This is a genomic window from Limibacillus halophilus, from assembly GCF_014191775.1.
Classification (GTDB): Bacteria; Pseudomonadota; Alphaproteobacteria; order Kiloniellales; family CECT-8803; genus Limibacillus; species Limibacillus halophilus.
Map to the genome: position 1 here is coordinate 143,763 of NZ_JACHXA010000009.1, position 17,393 is coordinate 161,155.

A 17,393-nucleotide genomic window follows, 5' to 3' on the forward strand; every position below is an offset into this window, starting at 1 on the left:
TTCGTCCGCATCTGGGCTAGGGTCGAGAACTGACGATATCAAAGGACACAAAAGCGCAAAATGCCGCCGTTCGATGTCAGGTTCGTACGCAATCTTGAACAGGCGCGCCCGCGTCCTGATCGGAGTTCCGCACCTTGTGTCGCCTGCGCTGTTCGTCACTTGACGGTCTGCGCGCCGCTCAACCCGGCAGAGCTGGCGGAGTTTTCCACCATTATGAAGCGCAGGCATTTTGAACCTGCGAATGCAGTGTTCGACGAAGGCGATCTCGCCAAGCATGTTTTCAACGTGACCTCGGGAGTTGTTAAGATCTACAAACTTTTGCCGGACGGTCGCCGTCAGGTCACAGGGTTTCTGATCGCGGGTGACTTTTTGGGTTTGGCGAACGAGGAGCGCTATGCCTATAGCGCCGAGGCCGTTACGGATGCGCGTCTTTGCTGCTTTCCTCGACAGAAGTTTGAAGCGATGCTCGATAATTTCCCGGCCGTCGAGCGGCAGATGTTGATGGTGGCGAGCCATGAACTGGCGGCTGCGCAGGAACAGATGCTGCTGCTGGGTCGGAAGACTGCAAAGGAAAAGATAGCGTCGTTCCTGTTGCGCCTTTCCAGTCGCTATCGTAAGCGCGGGTTGCAGGATAATCCGATCCATCTGCCGATGAGCCGCAATGATATCGGCGATTTTCTTGGGCTTACGACAGAAACGGTAAGCCGCACCTTCACGCAGTTGAAATCATCGCAGATGATTCGTTTGCTGGCGGGCGGACTGGTAGAGCTTTGCGATATCGACCAGCTTGAGGATATTGCCGAGGGAATGTAATCGCAGCCAGTTAAGCAGCGGTTGCCCCCAACCTTGCCTTCACCTAGGCTCTGCACGCTTGGTCCAGGGATAAGGACGACACTTAACAAGCAGGCAGGAGCCAGAGGGATTGGAAACAATTCGGAGAGTGGCGGAATTGCGCGCGCGAGTCTCGGATTGGCGTGCCGCAGGTCTTACGGTTGGCTTAGTGCCGACAATGGGCGCTCTGCATGCGGGGCACCTACAATTGGTCAGGCGAGCCTTTGAAGATTGCGACCGTGTCGTAGTGTCTATCTTCGTCAATCCGCTGCAGTTTGACCGGCCAGGTGATCTTGCCAGCTACCCACGGGACGAAGCGGCGGACCGGGAGAAACTGGTAACGGCCGGCGTACAGGTCCTCTACGGGCCGCTTGTCGAGGAAATGTATCCTGAGCATTTCTCGACCGGTGTGATGGTAGCCGCCTTGAGCGAGGGCCTCTGCGGGGCGCATAGGCCCGGACATTTCGGTGGCGTTGCTACCGTGGTCAGCAAGCTTCTACTGCAATGCTTGCCCGACAGGGCCTATTTTGGCGAGAAGGACTTTCAACAGCTTCGGGTCATAGAACGGGTTACGCGCGACCTCGATATTCCCGCTACCATTGTTCCGGTCGAAACAGTCCGGGAGCCCGACGGCCTCGCCATGTCTTCACGCAATCGGCTGTTGACGGACCAGCAACGCCGGGCTGCGCCGAAACTGTTTGCAGTTTTAACGGAGATGGCGGTGCAACTGGCCGATGGGACGACTGCCGCAGAGCCCGTGCTCGAGGCTGGGCGCAAAAGTCTTTCGGCAGCCGGATTCGAGCGGGTTGAGTACCTGGAACTCAGAGATTCCAACCTGCTACGGCCTTTGGAACGGGCAGACCGGCCGAGCCGACTGTTTGCCGCGGCTTGGCTGGGTGCGGTGCGCTTGATCGATAATCTCCCGGTCATCGATCGTCAGCCGGAAGGTCGAGGCGACTAGCCTTTGCGGCTGACGATCGGCGGTACCGACATGGGTTCCGTGTCCCAGGGGAACAGAATCCAGGTATCCTGGCTGACTTCCGTAACGAAACTGTCCACGAGAGGACGCCCGGCCGGCTTGGCGTAAACAGTTGCAAAATGGGCTTTTGGCAGCATCGCCCGTACCGCGCGCGCGGTTTTGCCCGTATCCACCAGGTCATCAACGATCAGCCATCCCTCGCCATCGCCTTCGATGCCCTTCAACACAGTTAGATCGCCCTGCTTCTGGTCGTCGTAGCTGGCAATGCAAAGGGTGTCGATCAAGCGAACGTCAAGCTCGCGGGCCACGATGGCGGCAGGCACCAATCCGCCGCGCGTGACGGCTACGATCCCAACGGGATTGAGGGTCTCCAGCAGTCGCCAAGCGAGAGCCTTTGAATGGCGGTGAAGCTCTTCCCAGGAAACCGGGAAGGTTTTATTGGGCGCTGCTGATTCATTCACGATGCTGGCTCCTCTCTGTTGTGACCGGATAGCTTCTTTTTCACGATTGGCGCGGGTAAAGGCAAGAGGAGATGTCGTCTTGGGTAAGCGCTAACAGGCGTGCGAACGCCGCTTGCAGGCAAGAAGGGAATGTCGCGCCCTGTGACAACCACAGCGAAGTGCCGGGCGGGTGCTAATGGCCCGCCCTTTATGTTTGGCGCAAGGATTCGATGAAGGGAAAGAGACCATGGCCAAGAGCGATATCGAAATCGCACGTGAAGCGACGATGCAACCGATCACCGAAATCGGCAGCAAATTGGGTATTCCCGCCGATCAGGTGCTGCAGTACGGCCCCTACAAGGGCAAGCTTTCCTTTGATTTCATCAACTCCCTGGACAGCAAGCCCGATGGCAAGCTGATCCTGGTAACGGCGATTACGCCAACCCCGGCGGGTGAAGGCAAGACCACCACCACCGTGGGCCTGGGAGATGGCCTCAATCGCATCGGCAAGAAGGCGGCGATCTGTTTACGCGAGCCAAGCCAGGGGCCTTGCTTCGGCATGAAGGGTGGCGCCGCTGGCGGCGGCTATGCCCAGGTTGTGCCGATGGAGGATATCAACCTCCACTTTACCGGCGACTTCCATGCCATAGGCATCGCCCACAACCTGCTGTCCGCGCTGATCGATAACCACATCTATTGGGGTAACGAGCTCGGTATCGACCTGCGCCGGGTGTCGTGGCGCCGGGTGGTGGACATGAACGACCGCTCGCTGCGTTCGATCGTCAGTTCCCTGGGCGGCGTTTCCAACGGCTTCCCGCGAGAAGACGGCTTCGATATCGTTGTGGCGTCCGAAGTCATGGCAATTTTCTGCCTCGCCAAGGACCTCAACGACCTGACCGAGCGCCTGTCGCGGATCGTGGTCGCGCAGCGCCGCGACAAATCGCCGGTGACAGCGGGCGATTTGATGGCGCCGGGCCCCATGGCTGTGTTGTTGAAGGATGCCATCTCGCCGAACCTTGTGCAGACCTTGGAAAACAACCCAGCTTTCATCCACGGCGGACCCTTCGCCAACATTGCCCATGGTTGCAACTCTGTTATTGCCACCCGGACGGCGCTCAAGCTGGCCGATTATGTGGTGACGGAAGCCGGATTCGGTGCCGATCTGGGCGCCGAGAAATTCTTTGATATCAAATGCCGTAAGGCAGGCTTGAAGCCGGCAGCCGCCGTTGTCGTGGCGACCATCCGTGCCCTCAAGATGCACGGCGGCGTTGCGAAGGAAAACCTGGGCCAGGAGAATGTCGAGGCCGTAAAGAAGGGTTGTTCGAACCTTGCGCGCCATCTGGCGAACGTGAAGTCATTCGGCGTGCCGGTGGTGGTTGCGATCAATCGTTTCTCCGCGGATACGGATGCCGAGGTTGCAGCTGTACAAGAGGTCGCCAAGACACAGGGCGCCAAGGCTATTCTCTGCAACCACTGGGCCGAGGGATCGAAGGGCACCGAGGAGCTGGCGCACGAGGTTGTGCGGGTTGTCGATAGCCAGACCGCCAATTTCTCGCCGATCTATCCTGATGACATGCCGCTTTGGGACAAGGTTAAGACCATCGCTACCAGGCTCTACGGCGCCAGCGACATCATTGCCGACAAGGCAGTTCGCAATCGCTTCAAGGAACTTGAGGATATGGGCTATGGAGACCTGCCGGTCTGCATGGCCAAGACTCAGTACTCCTTCTCGACCGATCCCAACCTGAAAGGCGCACCATCCGGGCATGTGGTTCCGGTGCGGGAGCTCCGTCTTTCGGCGGGGGCGGGATTCGTCGTTGCCATCTGTGGCGAGATCATGACCATGCCGGGCCTGCCGCGTGTACCCTCCGCCCATAACATCAAGCTGGATGCCAACGGCCAGATCGAGGGTCTGTTCTAGGCGTTCGCTGAAAAGTCTGTTGTTGCAAGGCAGCGGCTCTGCCGGGACTCTTTGGAGGATCAGGCAGGGCCGCTTTCTTTTTAGTCCCCCCACCCTGGCAAAGGTAACGGCAGGCATAGGACGGGAAGGGGCGAAAAAGCGGTCTTTGACCCTTGCAGGGGCTAATCCCTTCTGCTATCACTCCGCGGCTTCTGACGGCAGCGGAACAGGTTTTGTTTTTGCAGTTCCGCCCCTCGTGGCTAAGCGCCCGTAGCTCAATTGGATAGAGCGTCTGACTACGGATCAGAAGGTTGGGAGTTCGAGTCTTCCCGGGCGCGCCATCTTTTCAATAACTTAGCCTAAAATACAACTCCAGAGCGTTGTTTATGGTGCACTCATGGTGCATTCATAATTGGCAAACCAGGGCAAATCCGGATAACCTCTATGTAGAGGTCACCGGCAACGGAGTGTGTGGTTGGCCAGCATTCAAAAACGGGTTTCTAGCAAGGGGAAGATTTCGTACCGGGCTGTCGTGCGAGTGAAAGGTGCGCCTACGCAGACCGCCACATTCTTGCGCAAGACCGATGCTGTGAAGTGGGCTCACGACAAGGAGTATCAGATCCGGTACGGAAAGCATTTTCCGACATCTCATGCAAAGCGCGTCACCGTCGCGAAGGCCATTGATCGCTATATAGAAGAGGTTCTCCCCCACAAACCAAGATCGCTTGAGACGCAGCGTCAGCAGCTTCTCTGGTGGAAATCAGAAATCGGGTCACGGGTCTTAGCTGATGTCAGACCTGAGGTCCTTGTCGAGACCCGCGGCAAATTGCTCAGCAAGCCGAGCAGAAGTGTGGGAACGCTAGCGCCTTCGAGCGTCAATCGATATATGTCGGCGCTACGTCACGTGTTTGCAGTTGCCATCCGAGAGTGGCGATGGATCGAGTCTTCTCCATTCAGCGCATTGAAGAAACTGCCGGAACCTGATGGCCGCGTCAGGTATCTCCGTAAAGACGAAGCATTTTCGTTGCTCAAAGCCTGCAAGGAAAGCAAAAGCTCAGTTCTGTATCCTCTCGTAGTCCTGGCTCTCTCAACCGGTGCCCGAAAAATGGAACTGTTGTCGCTTCCGTGGGACGACTTCGATGTCGATAAGGGACAGATTGTGTTTCAGAAAACCAAGAGTGGGCGACGGAGGTCAGTCCCGGTTACCGGTAAGGCGCTCACAATTTTGCGGGACCTATGGAATGAGAGGTGCAATGGGGAACCGTATGTGTTTACGAACGGAAAAGGGGGGCATGTGCAGGACATTAAGCTGGCATGGCAGGGAGCCCTCGCTCGAGCATGCATTGAGGATTTTAGATTTCACGACCTGCGTCACACGGCTGCGAGTTATTTAGCAATGAGCGGAGCCACTGCGTTTGAGATTGCAGAGATTCTGGGTCATTCCACTTTAGAGATGACAAAGAGATACGCTCACCTCTCGCCGTCACACCTATCAAAAGTAGTCGCGGGCATGAATGCGTCACTGTTAGGAGAATTGGAGCTTGACGGCTAGCAAGGCATTCATATTGCAAGTGACTAAAGCGACATGGACGCTACGGGAAGGTGCGCATCTCGTGCACATGAAAGATCCAGAATCAGAGCCAGCGAAGATCAATCCAAATTCAAGTGACGTAGTCTCCCGTACCTATTTTTGGCTCAAGAAGCAGTATAAGAAGGGTTTGCTCATAGCCGTTGATGGTGATGCGAAGAATCCGAAATTCTCTCCCGGTACCTTGATGAGAAGTCTTGAGACGCACGATCATTATGTGAGCCGTGAAGTTCGCCGAATTTATGATGCAGCCCATGCCAACGCCGGTCACGTAGAAAGCAATGCGCAGGTCAAGGAAACCTACGTGGCGGCTGCAATGGCACTCTGGAAAGACAAACCAAATTTGCCTGCTGCGAGGATGGCAAGAGTGTTATCACAAGCTAATTCGTCCTTCCTTGCGCCGAGGAGCGAGAATACTATTCGCAAATGGCTCCGAGGCCACGGTCTATGCAAAGTAGGGCGCCCTCCGAAACAACTTAACTCTGGGGATCCGGCATTTGATCTAGAAGAGGTGCTAACCACGCTCGAAGAAAACTGATCCGGATCAGTTTTTTTGTCAATTTTTCTCAGTTGGCGAGTACTCCATCTTCGTTCCTCCCACGAAACGAATTTCGAAAAGGAGGAACACGAGATGAAAACCGATTGGGCGGGCCCCACGATCCCGCAACTCCTAACCGTTAAACAGCTGGCCCAGGACAGCCGATTCCCGTGGCTCACGGAGTCGGCGTTGCGTCATCTGATCTTCAATTCTCAATCCCGCTTTAGCGCCGCTGGAGACGTGCTCGAAGGAAACGGTCTTGATGGAGCGATCATTCGCGTTGGGCGTCGGATTCTGATCAATATTGATGAGTTTGTGAGTTGGCTCAACAGCCAGAGTGAGGGAGGCCATCATGACTAAACAGCCTCCATCCTCTAAAAAGGTAGTCAAGAAGGTCAAAGTAATTAAAATCAGCTTTAAGAAGAAGGGAGATACCATAGGTGGGACAAAGGTAAACCTATCTGTGGGTGAGACAGTATCGGCCTCAATGCTGATTGACAAATTGCAATTGATTTCAACGGTCAAATACTCCCTTCAGGAAAAGAAAGCTCTAAATAAAAAAATCTACTCTATTTCAAATGTTATGGGGAAGTTTAAGCCAATTTCCCAGAACCCCAATTACTACGGAACGTACTTGGCGCAAGTGGGTGAAAAACAAAGCCCTGTCAGAATTGTCATGGGACCAAAGAAATCTCATCTGCCGTTCATCTCCATGGAGTTCAACCCGAGCAACATCGGGGCGAAAGGAATTCAAGAGCTTCATAATGTGCTGAAGTATTTTCTTCCGGGCGGATACGTTTACTTCCTAGAACAAGGCAAAGTGGCCCGGATTGACATTGCTGTGGACCTCGGTGGTGTGGACCTGAAGCAGATCCATCCACTTCCAAGTCACGCGACCAAATCGCTTCGTTATACTAAGAGCGGGTATCTCGAAACCATCTGCTTCGGCGCGTCCAAGTCTTACAAGCGTGTCCGGATTTATGATAAGGCATCGGAGAAAAAACAAAGCAGCCCCGGCCTCGAATTTCCGAGTCCACTTACGCGGTTTGAGTACACGCTCCGCAATCAGTCGCTATTAAAAGAACTGCTGAATTTGGAGAATCCCTTCCTTAATCTTTTGGTGATGGAGATGCCCACTGCGCCAATGAACGTGAATCTGAAGCATTGGACAATCTTCGCTGACTCTGTCGAGGTTCGTGGTCTGCAGGCGGCACTTGCGTTGCTCCCCCAAAAAACTCGTCAACGCTATCGGAAGGTGTTCAAGAAAACTCCGCTTAAAGAATGGACCCCTGAACCGTGGTGGGACCATTGGCCGGAACTATTGGGTAAGCTCGAGATTTTGAAAGTGCCGGAATAATCGGATCTGCAATTATACACCTAGCAAACCGATGAAGAACAGATTTGTCGAGAGCTTCAATGGTCGACTCCGGGGCAAAAGCCTGAACGAAAATCTGTTCAGGGGTTACGGCCATGCAAGAGAGCTCAATGAGCGCTGGCGTCACGATTATAACTACCTCAGACCGCATACGAGCCACACCAAAGGAATTTACAACCCGGTCCGATCAGAACCATAACCAGAACAGATTCTACTCATAAACGGGGGGTGAAGGGGGCAAGGTCACCTTGAATCAAATCCAGAATCATGCGTCAACTATATTGTCCATATGGCCTAAGATGCCTCACCCCCTACGAATACAGCTGCAAAGCAAGGGCAAACGAGCTCGAACGACTCAGGCTCAATCCTATCCACCAAATGCCGGGACTAAACACCTAAAGACATATGCGTCGACGTTCCGCCATACAATTGAATTTCTCCACAGCCCGATTTCCCTTTTCTTGAATCTCGCGGCGAAGTGCCCTCATATATTTCTCATATTGCTCTGGTGCTGACTCATAAATTCTAATCGCCGAGCTACGACCGTCTGCTGCACCCGCGAATGCGCGGACATCACCTTTACATTGCATCAACTCGAAAGTGTTGCTGGGAGAGTAATCGTGCCCACTTTGTTTCCTAACACAAGCTGGTACGCCGTAATTCGTATGAATCTTCCCGGCGCCTGTAAGGATTGGATATGTCTGATATGAAGGTTCAACTGAAATACCGGGGCAAAGAGAAGAGATTGATACAGTTCCTGATTCTTCAAATCTATCTACATAACAGTTATATGTTTCATAGGATTGTTCGATAAGTATTTGAAAATTATTTTGTAGTTTTTCAGAAATACATGAATAATAATTATCAAGAGCGCGAATATAATTGTCAACACTTAGACGACAAGCTTGAAATTCAGATGAATATTCAAAGCTGCCTAACCAAAGGCACGCGGGCTCATTAGGAAGTTGATTGCTTTGGCAGCCATATGAATAAGTTGTAATAGGCCAAGATGTATCTCTGACCGCCACACCACCTCCATTCTGAGTGCAGCCACTGCAAAAGATAAGAAAAAAGCAAACGCAGAGTCGCAACATCCTACAATAATGCCCGCTGATGCATGTAACCTCAAGAGTCGCCCTTCTGAGCAATTGGCAAAAGCCGCCCCTAGATCCTCCTTGCGGTGCGTGGCTCGGAAGACATTCGAACCGCGAACGCGTTCGCGAATCCGGACTCTGGAACAACAATCATGTTGATGATCAGAGTGGCCTGCATTTTTTAAGCTGTTTCGACCGCTGGATGGATTTGGCCAGGAAGCTTTGAAAAAACTGCGTTGGACATTTGACCCCCTACAGCAAGAAGAACATTTTTCGTGAAGAAATAAATTGAAGTAATAATTTGTCCCTTATTGACATTTTAGCAGTGTCAAACCCGTGCAATCTTGTCCCATGTGACGCGTTTTTTTCAGTCCTTTGGTAGGCGGATTTTGAAATTCGCTCCCGAAATCCGAAAATCTTTTCGGAATCATAAAACTTCATTTAAAACAGTAAATTAGATGTTTGATTAATTTGCGTGAAGGCCCCCTATTTTGGGCATGTGTGTGGAATTAAGAGTGCCCCATATGCGCAGCACTATCTAATGGGACATAGTTTTGCATCAAACTAAAATATAGATATAATAATAAGGGATAAATGACATCAATCCTCCGGCATTAATAAATGATTGGAGGTTCTAACCATGAAATACATAGTAGATTATTACAACGATACTCTTATTAGCATAATAAATTTACGAGAACAGTGCGACAGCGTCCTTGAGATCCCCGGCCTATCCCCTTGGCTTGCCATGAGCCTTTTACAGAAAGCCATCCGACGGGGGCGGGTTGATCTCGCTCTTTGTGCGGCACGGGCTCTGTATCGTAAGTCGCCAGACCGTCTGTGGCGGCGGTTGGCTGTCATCGCGTTTGAGGATGTTGGCTTGGCAGATATCGATGCTGTTGGCTTGGTGCTTGCCGGACTGTCAGGGAGAAAACGGTGGGCAAGGATTGGAGGGGAGTGGGCAGTTGTTTCGTATTTAACTTTGCATTTAGCGAGGGCGTGTAAATGCAGAGCAACAGACGATCTTGTTATCGTGGCGGACTGGCATCTAGACCTGGAAGATGTACGTCTGTCGATGACTTACCAACCCTTCAGAACGCTCATTGAACACCTCAGGAGTGATGCACCTCTTGAGAGCCGAGCGGTAGCCCTGCGTTACTGCCTAGGAACCGACAGATTCCCATCGTTCAATATGAGACCGCGGAAAGGCGATCCGAAGGCCCTCTTCGAGTGCTTCGAGAATTCGCAAGTGCCTATGACCGTGGTGGCTCTCGCGAGCGAGGGCTTCAAGAAAGGGGCTGGATTGTTGGCACCCCACTTAATGCTTCTTTGGCAGGAGCGTAGTGCCAGATCCTTAGCCTGCATGGCTGATGAGCTTCCAGAAGAAACGCAGATTTCCGGTATTCCTTCGTGGTGTTTCGACATGCATGTGCGCGAAGGCAATCGGGCTTTTGCGCGCTTTCTAGAAGCTGACTGTCGAACCGCGCGCTGGATCGCGCAACACGTCCCAAAAGACGAGCGGGTTGCCTATCTTGCCGGTATCGCATTCCGCCACGAAGCCAGTCTGGTTAATCGGCGTCTGCAGTGGGGTGCAGGCTATCGAATACGAAAGATGGCCGACCTGGGGTGCTCCGGGGCGGGCATCAGGGACTGCTCCGAAGTTTTGCATCTTCTGGGCGAAGACCACGCGCTACTCAATCAGGTCCGCAGGTCTGTGTGCGTGCCTAACTCCCGATAATCATCACTTATCGGAGGTAAAAAATGAGCAATCTGACGACTTCAAATCCTGGACCTCCAGAGATCGATCAAAGCGTCCTGGAGTACGTCCGAAATGCGATTTCAGAAAATACGCGCAGAGCCTACAGGTCGGACCTGGAACATTTCATCGCTTGGGGCGGGACCATTCCTTGTGTGCCGGAAGTTCTAGCCACTTATCTGTCAGATCAGGCTGGGGCTTATGCGGTGTCCACGATTAAGCGTCGGCTAGCGGCTCTCACGGCCGCCCATGAAGCAAAAGGCTGTCCCTCTCCAACTACCTCAAAGCTGATCAAAGCTACTCTTCGGGGTATTCAGCGAATTCATGGTACGCCACAAAGTCAATCCAAACCCCTCCTCGTTGAGGACTTGATCAAGATCGTATCCGGCTTGGGTGAATCGCCGAAGGATCTCCGTGACAAGGCTCTGCTTTTGGTGGGTTTCGCCGGCGGTTTCCGAAGGTCCGAACTCGTTGCAATCGATTGCAATGACATTGAGTGGGTCCGACAGGGCATGGTCATAACGATCCGACGTTCTAAGACTGATCAGACAGGAACGGGTCGCCGGATCGGGATACCGTATGCGAGGGGTGAGTTCTGCCCCGTTCGTTCGCTTGATCTTTGGATTTTGACATCCGGAATGAAGAGCGAGGGTCCCACATTTCGGTCCGTATCAAAGCACGGACGCATTAGTAACAAACGTCTGTCTGCAGAGGCGGTGGCAAAAATCGTGAAAGAGCGTGTCAGGGGTATCGGACTTAACCCAGCCCGGTATTCAGCGCACTCTCTGAGAGCTGGCTTAGCGACAAGTGCTGCAATGAAAGGCGCAACTACGATTTCAATTCGAAAGCAGACCGGTCATCGATCAGATGCAATGCTCGCGCGCTATGTGCGTGAGGGAGAACTGTTCTCCGAGAATGCTGCCGCCCGCCTATTCTGAGAATATTTCGGGTGCAGCGTCCACGCAGATAGGTGCCGGTGGGTGACACACGCCGCATCATGATCTTGGGCGGCAAGCCACTAGCCTTCAGGTGTTGTAATATTTTCTAAGGGCGCCTAGTGCCATCGGGTCGAACGAGTGCTTATCTTCCGCTGGCAAGTTCATCAACACGCCGATACAAGCTGAGGTGTTCGGTTCCGTAGTTCGTTCCAGCCTTATCTGTAGGCGGAATGATACGATGCGCCATCTAGTTAAGGCTGACGAGCACTCGACCGCCACCCGCAAGCCCGGTGGGCTATCGGGCTCGGGACACCCAAAACGCCAGCAAAATCAAAGCAGGGACAGTTGTTGCTGTCACTAACTTTCACAACTTAAGCTACAAAAAGGTGTATCCATTGGATGCAGTCGGACGCTATGAAGGATGTTGGCCTCCGTATTCGCGCCCCGAAGCTATGTCGAGGTTGATCATCATCATATCGAGCTAGGCATTCCTAAAGGCGCAAACACGGAAAACCGGCGCACTGTCCTTGATAATTGGTACTGGCAGGAGCTTCGTGGTGCTGCGTCAGCGCTGATAGAGACATGGCAGGAACGATTTGGGGTCGAAGTCGATCACTTCTTTATCCAGCGCATGAAAACCAATTGGGGCGGAAGCAGCACTCAGCGAAGAACGATCCGGCTCAATCTGGAGCTCGCCAAGAAGGATATCGAGTGTCTGGACTACGTTATTCTTCATGAGCGTGCACATTTCATCGTTCTTAATCATGGCGACGGATTTATTGCGCTGCTCGATCGACATATGCCGAACTGGCGGCATGTGAGAAAGCACCTGAATGATTTGCCGCTTGGGTTTATTGAAAAACCATAGACTAGCAAGTGTCGGAGTGCCTTGACTATCTATACTGATTTAATATTGGTAATTATCTCTTATGTGGAGCATTGCTACCTTAAGGGCGCGTAAAGTGATAGTGATCGCGGAAAAGAAATGCCGGTGTAAATAGAAGATGTCGGAAGATTTCGAACTTAATGATATTGAGCCGCAGCAGTCGAGCAATGTTCCAACTGCCGCGCAAGTGTCTTCCGGAATTCCGGTCCCTCCGGTGCGCTTGATCGAGGTCCTTTCGCCGGATGACTGGGAAGCATTTACTGTGGAATGGCTGACGCATCACAAATCAAGGGGTTTGTATAAAGCAATCAGGCGTTACTCCGGACCGGGTGATCGTGGTCTCGATGTGGTTGCTTTCACTTCAGCGGATGGCTTCGCTGAACCTTGGGATAGCTACCAGTGCAAGCACTATAACCATGCGCTGACGCCAGAAGACGTTTGTGCAGAAGTCGCTAAAGTAATCTATCACTCCTTCAACCGGACGCCGCCTTTTAACCAAGCCTGCCGTGTCCCTCACCGTCATGTTTTTGTTTCCCCTCGAGGAGTGGGGATTACCGTTGGCCGATGGCTCACGGATTCGGAGACCTTCAAAACGGAAATCAAGTCGCGCTGGGATACCCAATGTGCCCCGAAGATAGGTGCCGGAATATCTGCGCCGTTAACGGGTGATTTGTTATCCTATGTGGACAGCTTTGATTTTTCGATTTTTGAGGACAGGACAGGGGCTGAGCTTATTGAGGAACACTTCCAGACCGTTTTTTACGCACCACGATTTGGCGGTGGTTTGCCACCGCGCGGTACAGCACCGCCCCCGCCGCCCACGCCTGCTTCCGAAGAAAGCGTATATCTCCGAAAGCTTCTCGATGCCTACGGAGATCACTTAGGTACGGCAATTACCGCGACCGCAGACCTCGATCCAGACGGAGGGCTCCGCGAGCACTATAATCGCCAGCGCGTTCTTTTTTACAGTGCCGAAGCTCTCCGAAATTTTGCGCGTGATCGTACGCCGAGAGACACTTTTGATTCTCTTCAGGAGGATATCTTCAACGGCGTGATCGATGTGTGCGAGGCGTCCTACGCCTCTGGACTGGAGTGTCTACGAGCAACCATTTCGACGGCTGCGACCGTTGACGTTGGCGGAAATGCCCTAGTCGGTGTTACCCGTGTTGCGGATAAACAAGGTGTGTGCCACCAACTCGCCAATGATGACCGTTTGACCTGGGTGGACGCCGATGCCTGATCGAAAGCCCAGCCCCTTCAACAGTGCTTTGGAAACTGGCGTTCGGACATTAGCGCTCTTGGTCGCTGCCTACCCGAATGCCCATGATCTTCACAGGCTTGTTCAATATGATTACCTGACTGTGCACTCCGCTGACGCGGACGGTCCACCCAGCCTGCATCCCGCGCTTCCGATGCGGTCCAATGAGCTGTTGGTTCGCCGTCACATCGTTGAGCGTGGTCTTCTATTGATGGTTAGCGCTAAGCTCGTCCGAAGATATTCGGACAGCCGTGGTTTTCTTTTTGTCGCAGAGGATGCCGCCGGCGCCTTTCTCGCCAATCTCACGTCAGAGTATCTCGTCGGCGTAAAGGCGCGGGCCCAATGGGTCGTAGACGCGTTCGATGCGCTGACGGCTGATGAACTTGATCGAGTTGTTAATAGGCTCTTCGAAGCCTGGACAGTCGAGTTTCAGCCCGTTGAAACTCCTTACCAGATGGAGTTGCCGAAATGAGCGGTCTCCTTCTCAAGCATTTGGCATTTCTCGGCCCGAACCGCCCACCTGCCAGTATCACTCTTGAAGCGGGGCTTAACGTGATCTGTGGAGCTTCCGAGACAGGAAAGTCGTTCATCGTAGAAAGCATTGACTTCATGCTTGGCGGAAGCGAGCCGCCGAAGGATATTCCCGAGAAAGCGGGCTATGATCGCGTTCGGCTTCTCATAGAAAGCGCGGGCTGGCCTCCCCTTGGATTAGAGCGAAGCATTGAGGGGGTAATTTCTCTGCATACGAAGAGGCACTACTTGACGGAGAACCCATTACAGAGCGCAAGGTTTTGCGTGATCGGCACAGTGGAGCTAGAGAGGACACCCTTTCACACGCCCTCCTTGAGCGCGTGGGCTTGATTTCAAAGCAACTCCGGAGAAACAGAGCTGGCGACACCCGGTCTCTAAGTTTTCGAGACCTTGCGCGCCTTTCTGTGGTCAATGAACAGGAGATTCAGAGAAGCGGCTCGCCTTTGCTTTCGGGCCAATTCGTTCAATCAACGCCAGAGTATGCGGCTTTCAAACTTCTCATTACAGGGACCGACGATAGTGCGCTTGTTTCTTCGAGGGAGGTGGCCGGTAGGCGCGAGTCTGTTTCGGGTAAGCTGGAGTTGCTCGACCAACTCATTGAAGAGCTTCAAGTCGAAATCAATGAAGAAGGACTCGATGAGGCGGAATTGCGAGATCAACTTAAAAAGCTGGAAGGAAACATCGAGGAGCGGAACACTGCGCTGAACGAGGTCCAGGCCGTCCACGACGATCTCCTTCAACAGAGAGCCGGGCTGGCGAGAGACATACAAAGGCGGCGAGCACGTTTGTTGGAGATTCAAGAACTGACAGGCCGCTTCAAACTCCTTGATGAGCACTACCAAACGGACCTGAAGAGACTTGAGGCCATACATGAGTCTGGCTCGTTCTTTGTCCACCTCGACCGGGACATTTGTCCTCTGTGTGGAGCAAATCCCGGCGACCAACATTTGGATGCTGAATGCGATGGGAATACGGAAGAAGTAGTTTTAGCAGCTGGTGCTGAGATGGACAAAATTCGGCGGTTGGATCGGGAATTGAGTGAAACTGTCGTCTCTCTCAAAAATGAGGTCGAGCAAATAGACTCCGAATTACCTAGCTTGCAGGAGCAGTACAAAAAGATCGACGAACAACTTACCGAGATTGCCAAACCCACGGTCTCAACGGAGCGCGCATCATACAATCAATTGATTTCGGAGCGCGCTGAGGTGAACGCTTCGTTTGATAAATTTAGACGACTCGAACGTTTGGTTCATCAAAAAGATGAACTCGAGGAACAGGAGGAAGATGGAGGCGAGGCAACTGAGTCTCGTACGACGGTCCCAAGAATTACGCTCGATGCGTTTTCGCAGACCGTTGAACGCGTTCTCACTGAATGGCACTACCCCAACGCTAACCGCGTCTTCTTCGATGAATCGGCCAAGGATTTTCAGATAGCTGGAAAAGCCAGGGGTAGCTCTGGCAAGGGCCTTAGAGCGATTACACATGCGGCGGTGTCTATCGCGGTTCTAGAGTTCTGTCTTGAACATGACCTGCCGCATCCCGGATTTCTCGTCCTTGATTCTCCACTGCTGGCTTACTGGAAGCCGGAAGGTGAAGAGGATGATCTCAGCGGTACGGACCTAAAGGAAAGGTTCTATGACTATATCCTTGGCCTGAGGTCCGATGCCCAAGTCATAATTGTTGAAAATGAGCACCCGCCAGATTTTGTTTTGGAGAGAGGGAACGTCACTGTCTTCACGAAGAACCCACATCGTGACCGGTATGGATTCTTCCCTGTTCGAAACGGTGTTTAGCAGCTGCGCTATCGTTTAAAATCAACAACTGTCGAGGGAGCAGGTTTGAAGGGAAAGCAAATAAAGCTCGGCAACAGACGGGTGTGGATGCACAAGGCGATACAGCACACAAATTTCGAAGCCGAAAGCGTTTTGAGCAATGACCCGTGGCTCTTCGTAGAACTGTGGTTGAAGCGAAACGGCAAGGCGGATGCTTTAGCTTATTGGCTCCAGGCGCGCCGTTTTGCCGACGCGACCAAGACACTAGGTATCGAAGCTGCTCCCTTAACCCTCTACTACTCGTTCCTAAACGCTACGAAGGCTCTCTTGGAAGTCCGTTCTGCCGTTCACGGCACCACCCACGGTGTTACTGGAGAGCGGCCAGCGAGCGCCAAGGCATCTTTGGCAAATGAGAAGGTAACGTTCCTGTCGGGTGGTGTTCTACCTGCCCTTTGTCGCTATCTCGGCGAAAGTCCAAACAAGCACGAATATAGTTTGAAAGAACTTCTATGGAATCTGCCATTTGTACATCGTGCTTTTCGGCACACATTCACGTCAGCGCCTGAACTATTCATACCGTTGGAAAAGGCTTGCTACGTAAGCCACGACGGTACAAGCGAGGCGTGGTTCGAGGCGATGGTCATTCCTCGTTACGCGGATGGCCGCATCCTTCAATCTATTCCAGGATTGTTTGAAACATTTGAGCATGCAGGGAACACTTTCGTTCGCAGAGAGAAGAGGTTCAAATGGATCAAGGGAAGGTCGGACAAGCGAGAGAAGTCTCAGGCGCTCGTCCGTTTAGGAAATTACCACTCGACAACAAGACGTATCGTCGTGCCGATAAGCGGTAACAGAGACCTTTGGTATCTCAAGAAGAATTCAACGCAGAACAAGTTAGCGGAGCGTCATGAGCTTTCAATTGCGTTTGCCGCCATGCACCGGCTTAGCGAACTGTCGCGCTATGATCCAAGGGGTTTTGATCGTCACCTGTGCGGCAACGCAAACTGGCTGCTTACGGAGTTTATTGAACACGCTGCAAGCCAATTTATTGATCAGATTTCGTCGGAAATTACAGGGTTTCAATTTTGGAAGCCGGGAATTCGCAGTTAACCGGTCGTTTCGAGGGCGCGTCCGGCCTCGGCCGGACCGGGCTCTACTTGCGCCTCTGGCGCTCCCCGAGCCCCTGCAATACAGGGTCTCGGCGGCACTGTCATGTGTGGACGTATATGGACCCCGCCCGATTGCAACGGGATGGCTGGATCAGGATCAAGGGCCACAACTGCTGACGTATATCCGGCTTCCTGATGCGGCTTGACTATTTTTCGCCGCGAGCCTCGAAGGGTTGCTTCTTCGATCAGATGGCCGGTGCCGCCCTGTAGTTTTCGCCCTTCGCGAGCAGCGCCCAGGCGGTGCGGGCCGTCTTGTTGGCGATAGCGACGGTGACGACCCGAGTTGGTTTGCGCTCCAGAAGCGATCTGACCCAGGCGCCAGTTCGGCTGTCGATGGT

General features: G+C 53.0%; 19 protein-coding genes, 1 tRNA gene and 1 pseudogene. 18 read left to right on the forward strand and 3 right to left on the reverse strand.

Features of this window, described 5'->3' with window-relative positions:
• The first annotated feature begins 60 nt into the window (after window positions 1-60).
• A complete protein-coding gene (locus FHR98_RS14625) occupies window positions 61-813 on the forward strand; it encodes a Crp/Fnr family transcriptional regulator (protein WP_183417471.1) in 753 nt (250 codons plus the stop codon).
• A gap of 109 nt (window positions 814-922) precedes the next feature.
• Window positions 923-1,792 (forward strand): pantoate--beta-alanine ligase, encoded by an 870-nt coding sequence (gene panC / locus FHR98_RS14630; RefSeq protein WP_183417472.1) that lies wholly within the window; start codon window positions 923-925, stop codon window positions 1,790-1,792.
• On the opposite strand, the gene gpt is transcribed toward panC, so the two are convergent.
• Window positions 1,789-2,271: a xanthine phosphoribosyltransferase gene (gene gpt / locus FHR98_RS14635; RefSeq protein ID WP_183417473.1), complete on the reverse strand. Its 483-nt coding sequence runs from the start codon at window positions 2,269-2,271 to the stop codon at window positions 1,789-1,791. The genes panC and gpt overlap by 4 nt on opposite strands.
• Window positions 2,272-2,497: 226 nt before the next feature.
• Between gpt and FHR98_RS14640 the strand changes: the two genes are divergently transcribed.
• The 7 genes from FHR98_RS14640 (at window position 2,498) to FHR98_RS14670 (ending at window position 7,850) form a co-directional block, all read left to right on the forward strand.
• Complete coding sequence (locus tag FHR98_RS14640) at window positions 2,498-4,171, forward strand: formate--tetrahydrofolate ligase (protein ID WP_183417474.1); 1,674 nt, start codon at window positions 2,498-2,500, stop codon at window positions 4,169-4,171.
• Window positions 4,172-4,414: 243 nt separating this feature from the next.
• Window positions 4,415-4,491, forward strand: a tRNA-Arg gene (locus FHR98_RS14645).
• A 134-nt stretch (window positions 4,492-4,625) separates the two neighbouring features.
• Entirely contained in the window at window positions 4,626-5,702 is a 1,077-nt protein-coding gene (locus FHR98_RS14650) for a tyrosine-type recombinase/integrase (protein ID WP_183417475.1), read from the forward strand.
• The gene (locus tag FHR98_RS14655; RefSeq protein WP_183417476.1) at window positions 5,692-6,276 is read left to right on the forward strand and encodes a hypothetical protein; all 585 of its coding nucleotides are present in this window, start codon (window positions 5,692-5,694) and stop codon (window positions 6,274-6,276) included. Before FHR98_RS14650 ends, FHR98_RS14655 begins: the two co-directional genes overlap by 11 nt.
• A 93-nt stretch (window positions 6,277-6,369) precedes the next feature.
• The gene (locus tag FHR98_RS14660) at window positions 6,370-6,636 is read left to right on the forward strand and encodes a hypothetical protein (RefSeq protein WP_183417477.1); all 267 of its coding nucleotides are present in this window, start codon (window positions 6,370-6,372) and stop codon (window positions 6,634-6,636) included.
• Entirely contained in the window at window positions 6,629-7,633 is a 1,005-nt protein-coding gene (locus tag FHR98_RS14665) for a hypothetical protein (RefSeq protein ID WP_183417478.1), read from the forward strand. The genes FHR98_RS14660 and FHR98_RS14665 overlap by 8 nt, the downstream gene beginning before the upstream one ends.
• Before the next feature lie 4 nt (window positions 7,634-7,637).
• Entirely contained in the window at window positions 7,638-7,850 is a 213-nt protein-coding gene (locus FHR98_RS14670; protein ID WP_437126641.1) for an integrase core domain-containing protein, read from the forward strand.
• Window positions 7,851-8,046: 196 nt separating this feature from the next.
• On the opposite strand, the gene FHR98_RS14675 is transcribed toward FHR98_RS14670, so the two are convergent.
• Window positions 8,047-8,679, reverse strand: a complete 633-nt coding sequence (locus FHR98_RS14675) for a hypothetical protein (protein WP_183417480.1) — start codon at window positions 8,677-8,679, stop codon at window positions 8,047-8,049.
• Window positions 8,680-8,764: 85 nt separating this feature from the next.
• Here FHR98_RS14675 and FHR98_RS16865 point away from each other — a divergent pair, with 85 nt between their 5' ends.
• From FHR98_RS16865 to FHR98_RS14715, 9 genes are all read left to right on the forward strand, one after another.
• Window positions 8,765-8,971, forward strand: a complete 207-nt coding sequence (locus FHR98_RS16865; protein WP_496196074.1) for a GIY-YIG domain-containing protein — start codon at window positions 8,765-8,767, stop codon at window positions 8,969-8,971.
• 414 nt (window positions 8,972-9,385) lie between these two features.
• Window positions 9,386-10,483, forward strand: coding sequence for a hypothetical protein (locus FHR98_RS14680; protein WP_183417481.1), 1,098 nt, complete (start codon window positions 9,386-9,388; stop codon window positions 10,481-10,483).
• A 23-nt stretch (window positions 10,484-10,506) separates the two neighbouring features.
• Complete coding sequence (locus tag FHR98_RS16850) at window positions 10,507-11,439, forward strand: site-specific integrase (RefSeq protein WP_183417482.1); 933 nt, start codon at window positions 10,507-10,509, stop codon at window positions 11,437-11,439.
• A gap of 421 nt (window positions 11,440-11,860) precedes the next feature.
• Window positions 11,861-12,307, forward strand: coding sequence for a M48 family metallopeptidase (locus tag FHR98_RS14690; RefSeq protein ID WP_183417483.1), 447 nt, complete (start codon window positions 11,861-11,863; stop codon window positions 12,305-12,307).
• A gap of 136 nt (window positions 12,308-12,443) precedes the next feature.
• Window positions 12,444-13,565, forward strand: coding sequence for an ABC-three component system protein (locus FHR98_RS14695; RefSeq protein ID WP_183417484.1), 1,122 nt, complete (start codon window positions 12,444-12,446; stop codon window positions 13,563-13,565).
• Complete coding sequence (locus FHR98_RS14700; RefSeq protein ID WP_183417485.1) at window positions 13,558-14,055, forward strand: ABC-three component system middle component 2; 498 nt, start codon at window positions 13,558-13,560, stop codon at window positions 14,053-14,055. The genes FHR98_RS14695 and FHR98_RS14700 overlap by 8 nt, the downstream gene beginning before the upstream one ends.
• The gene (locus FHR98_RS16855) at window positions 14,052-14,444 is read left to right on the forward strand and encodes an AAA family ATPase (RefSeq protein WP_183417486.1); all 393 of its coding nucleotides are present in this window, start codon (window positions 14,052-14,054) and stop codon (window positions 14,442-14,444) included. The genes FHR98_RS14700 and FHR98_RS16855 overlap by 4 nt, the downstream gene beginning before the upstream one ends.
• Window positions 14,375-15,907, forward strand: coding sequence for a coiled-coil domain-containing protein (locus FHR98_RS14710; RefSeq protein WP_183417498.1), 1,533 nt, complete (start codon window positions 14,375-14,377; stop codon window positions 15,905-15,907). The genes FHR98_RS16855 and FHR98_RS14710 overlap by 70 nt, the downstream gene beginning before the upstream one ends.
• Before the next feature lie 45 nt (window positions 15,908-15,952).
• Window positions 15,953-16,996, forward strand: coding sequence for a YaaC family protein (locus FHR98_RS14715; protein WP_183417487.1), 1,044 nt, complete (start codon window positions 15,953-15,955; stop codon window positions 16,994-16,996).
• A gap of 244 nt (window positions 16,997-17,240) precedes the next feature.
• Here the strand turns inward: FHR98_RS14715 and FHR98_RS16695 are convergent.
• Window positions 17,241-17,393: pseudogene (locus FHR98_RS16695) on the reverse strand (IS110 family transposase); the annotation flags it as partial.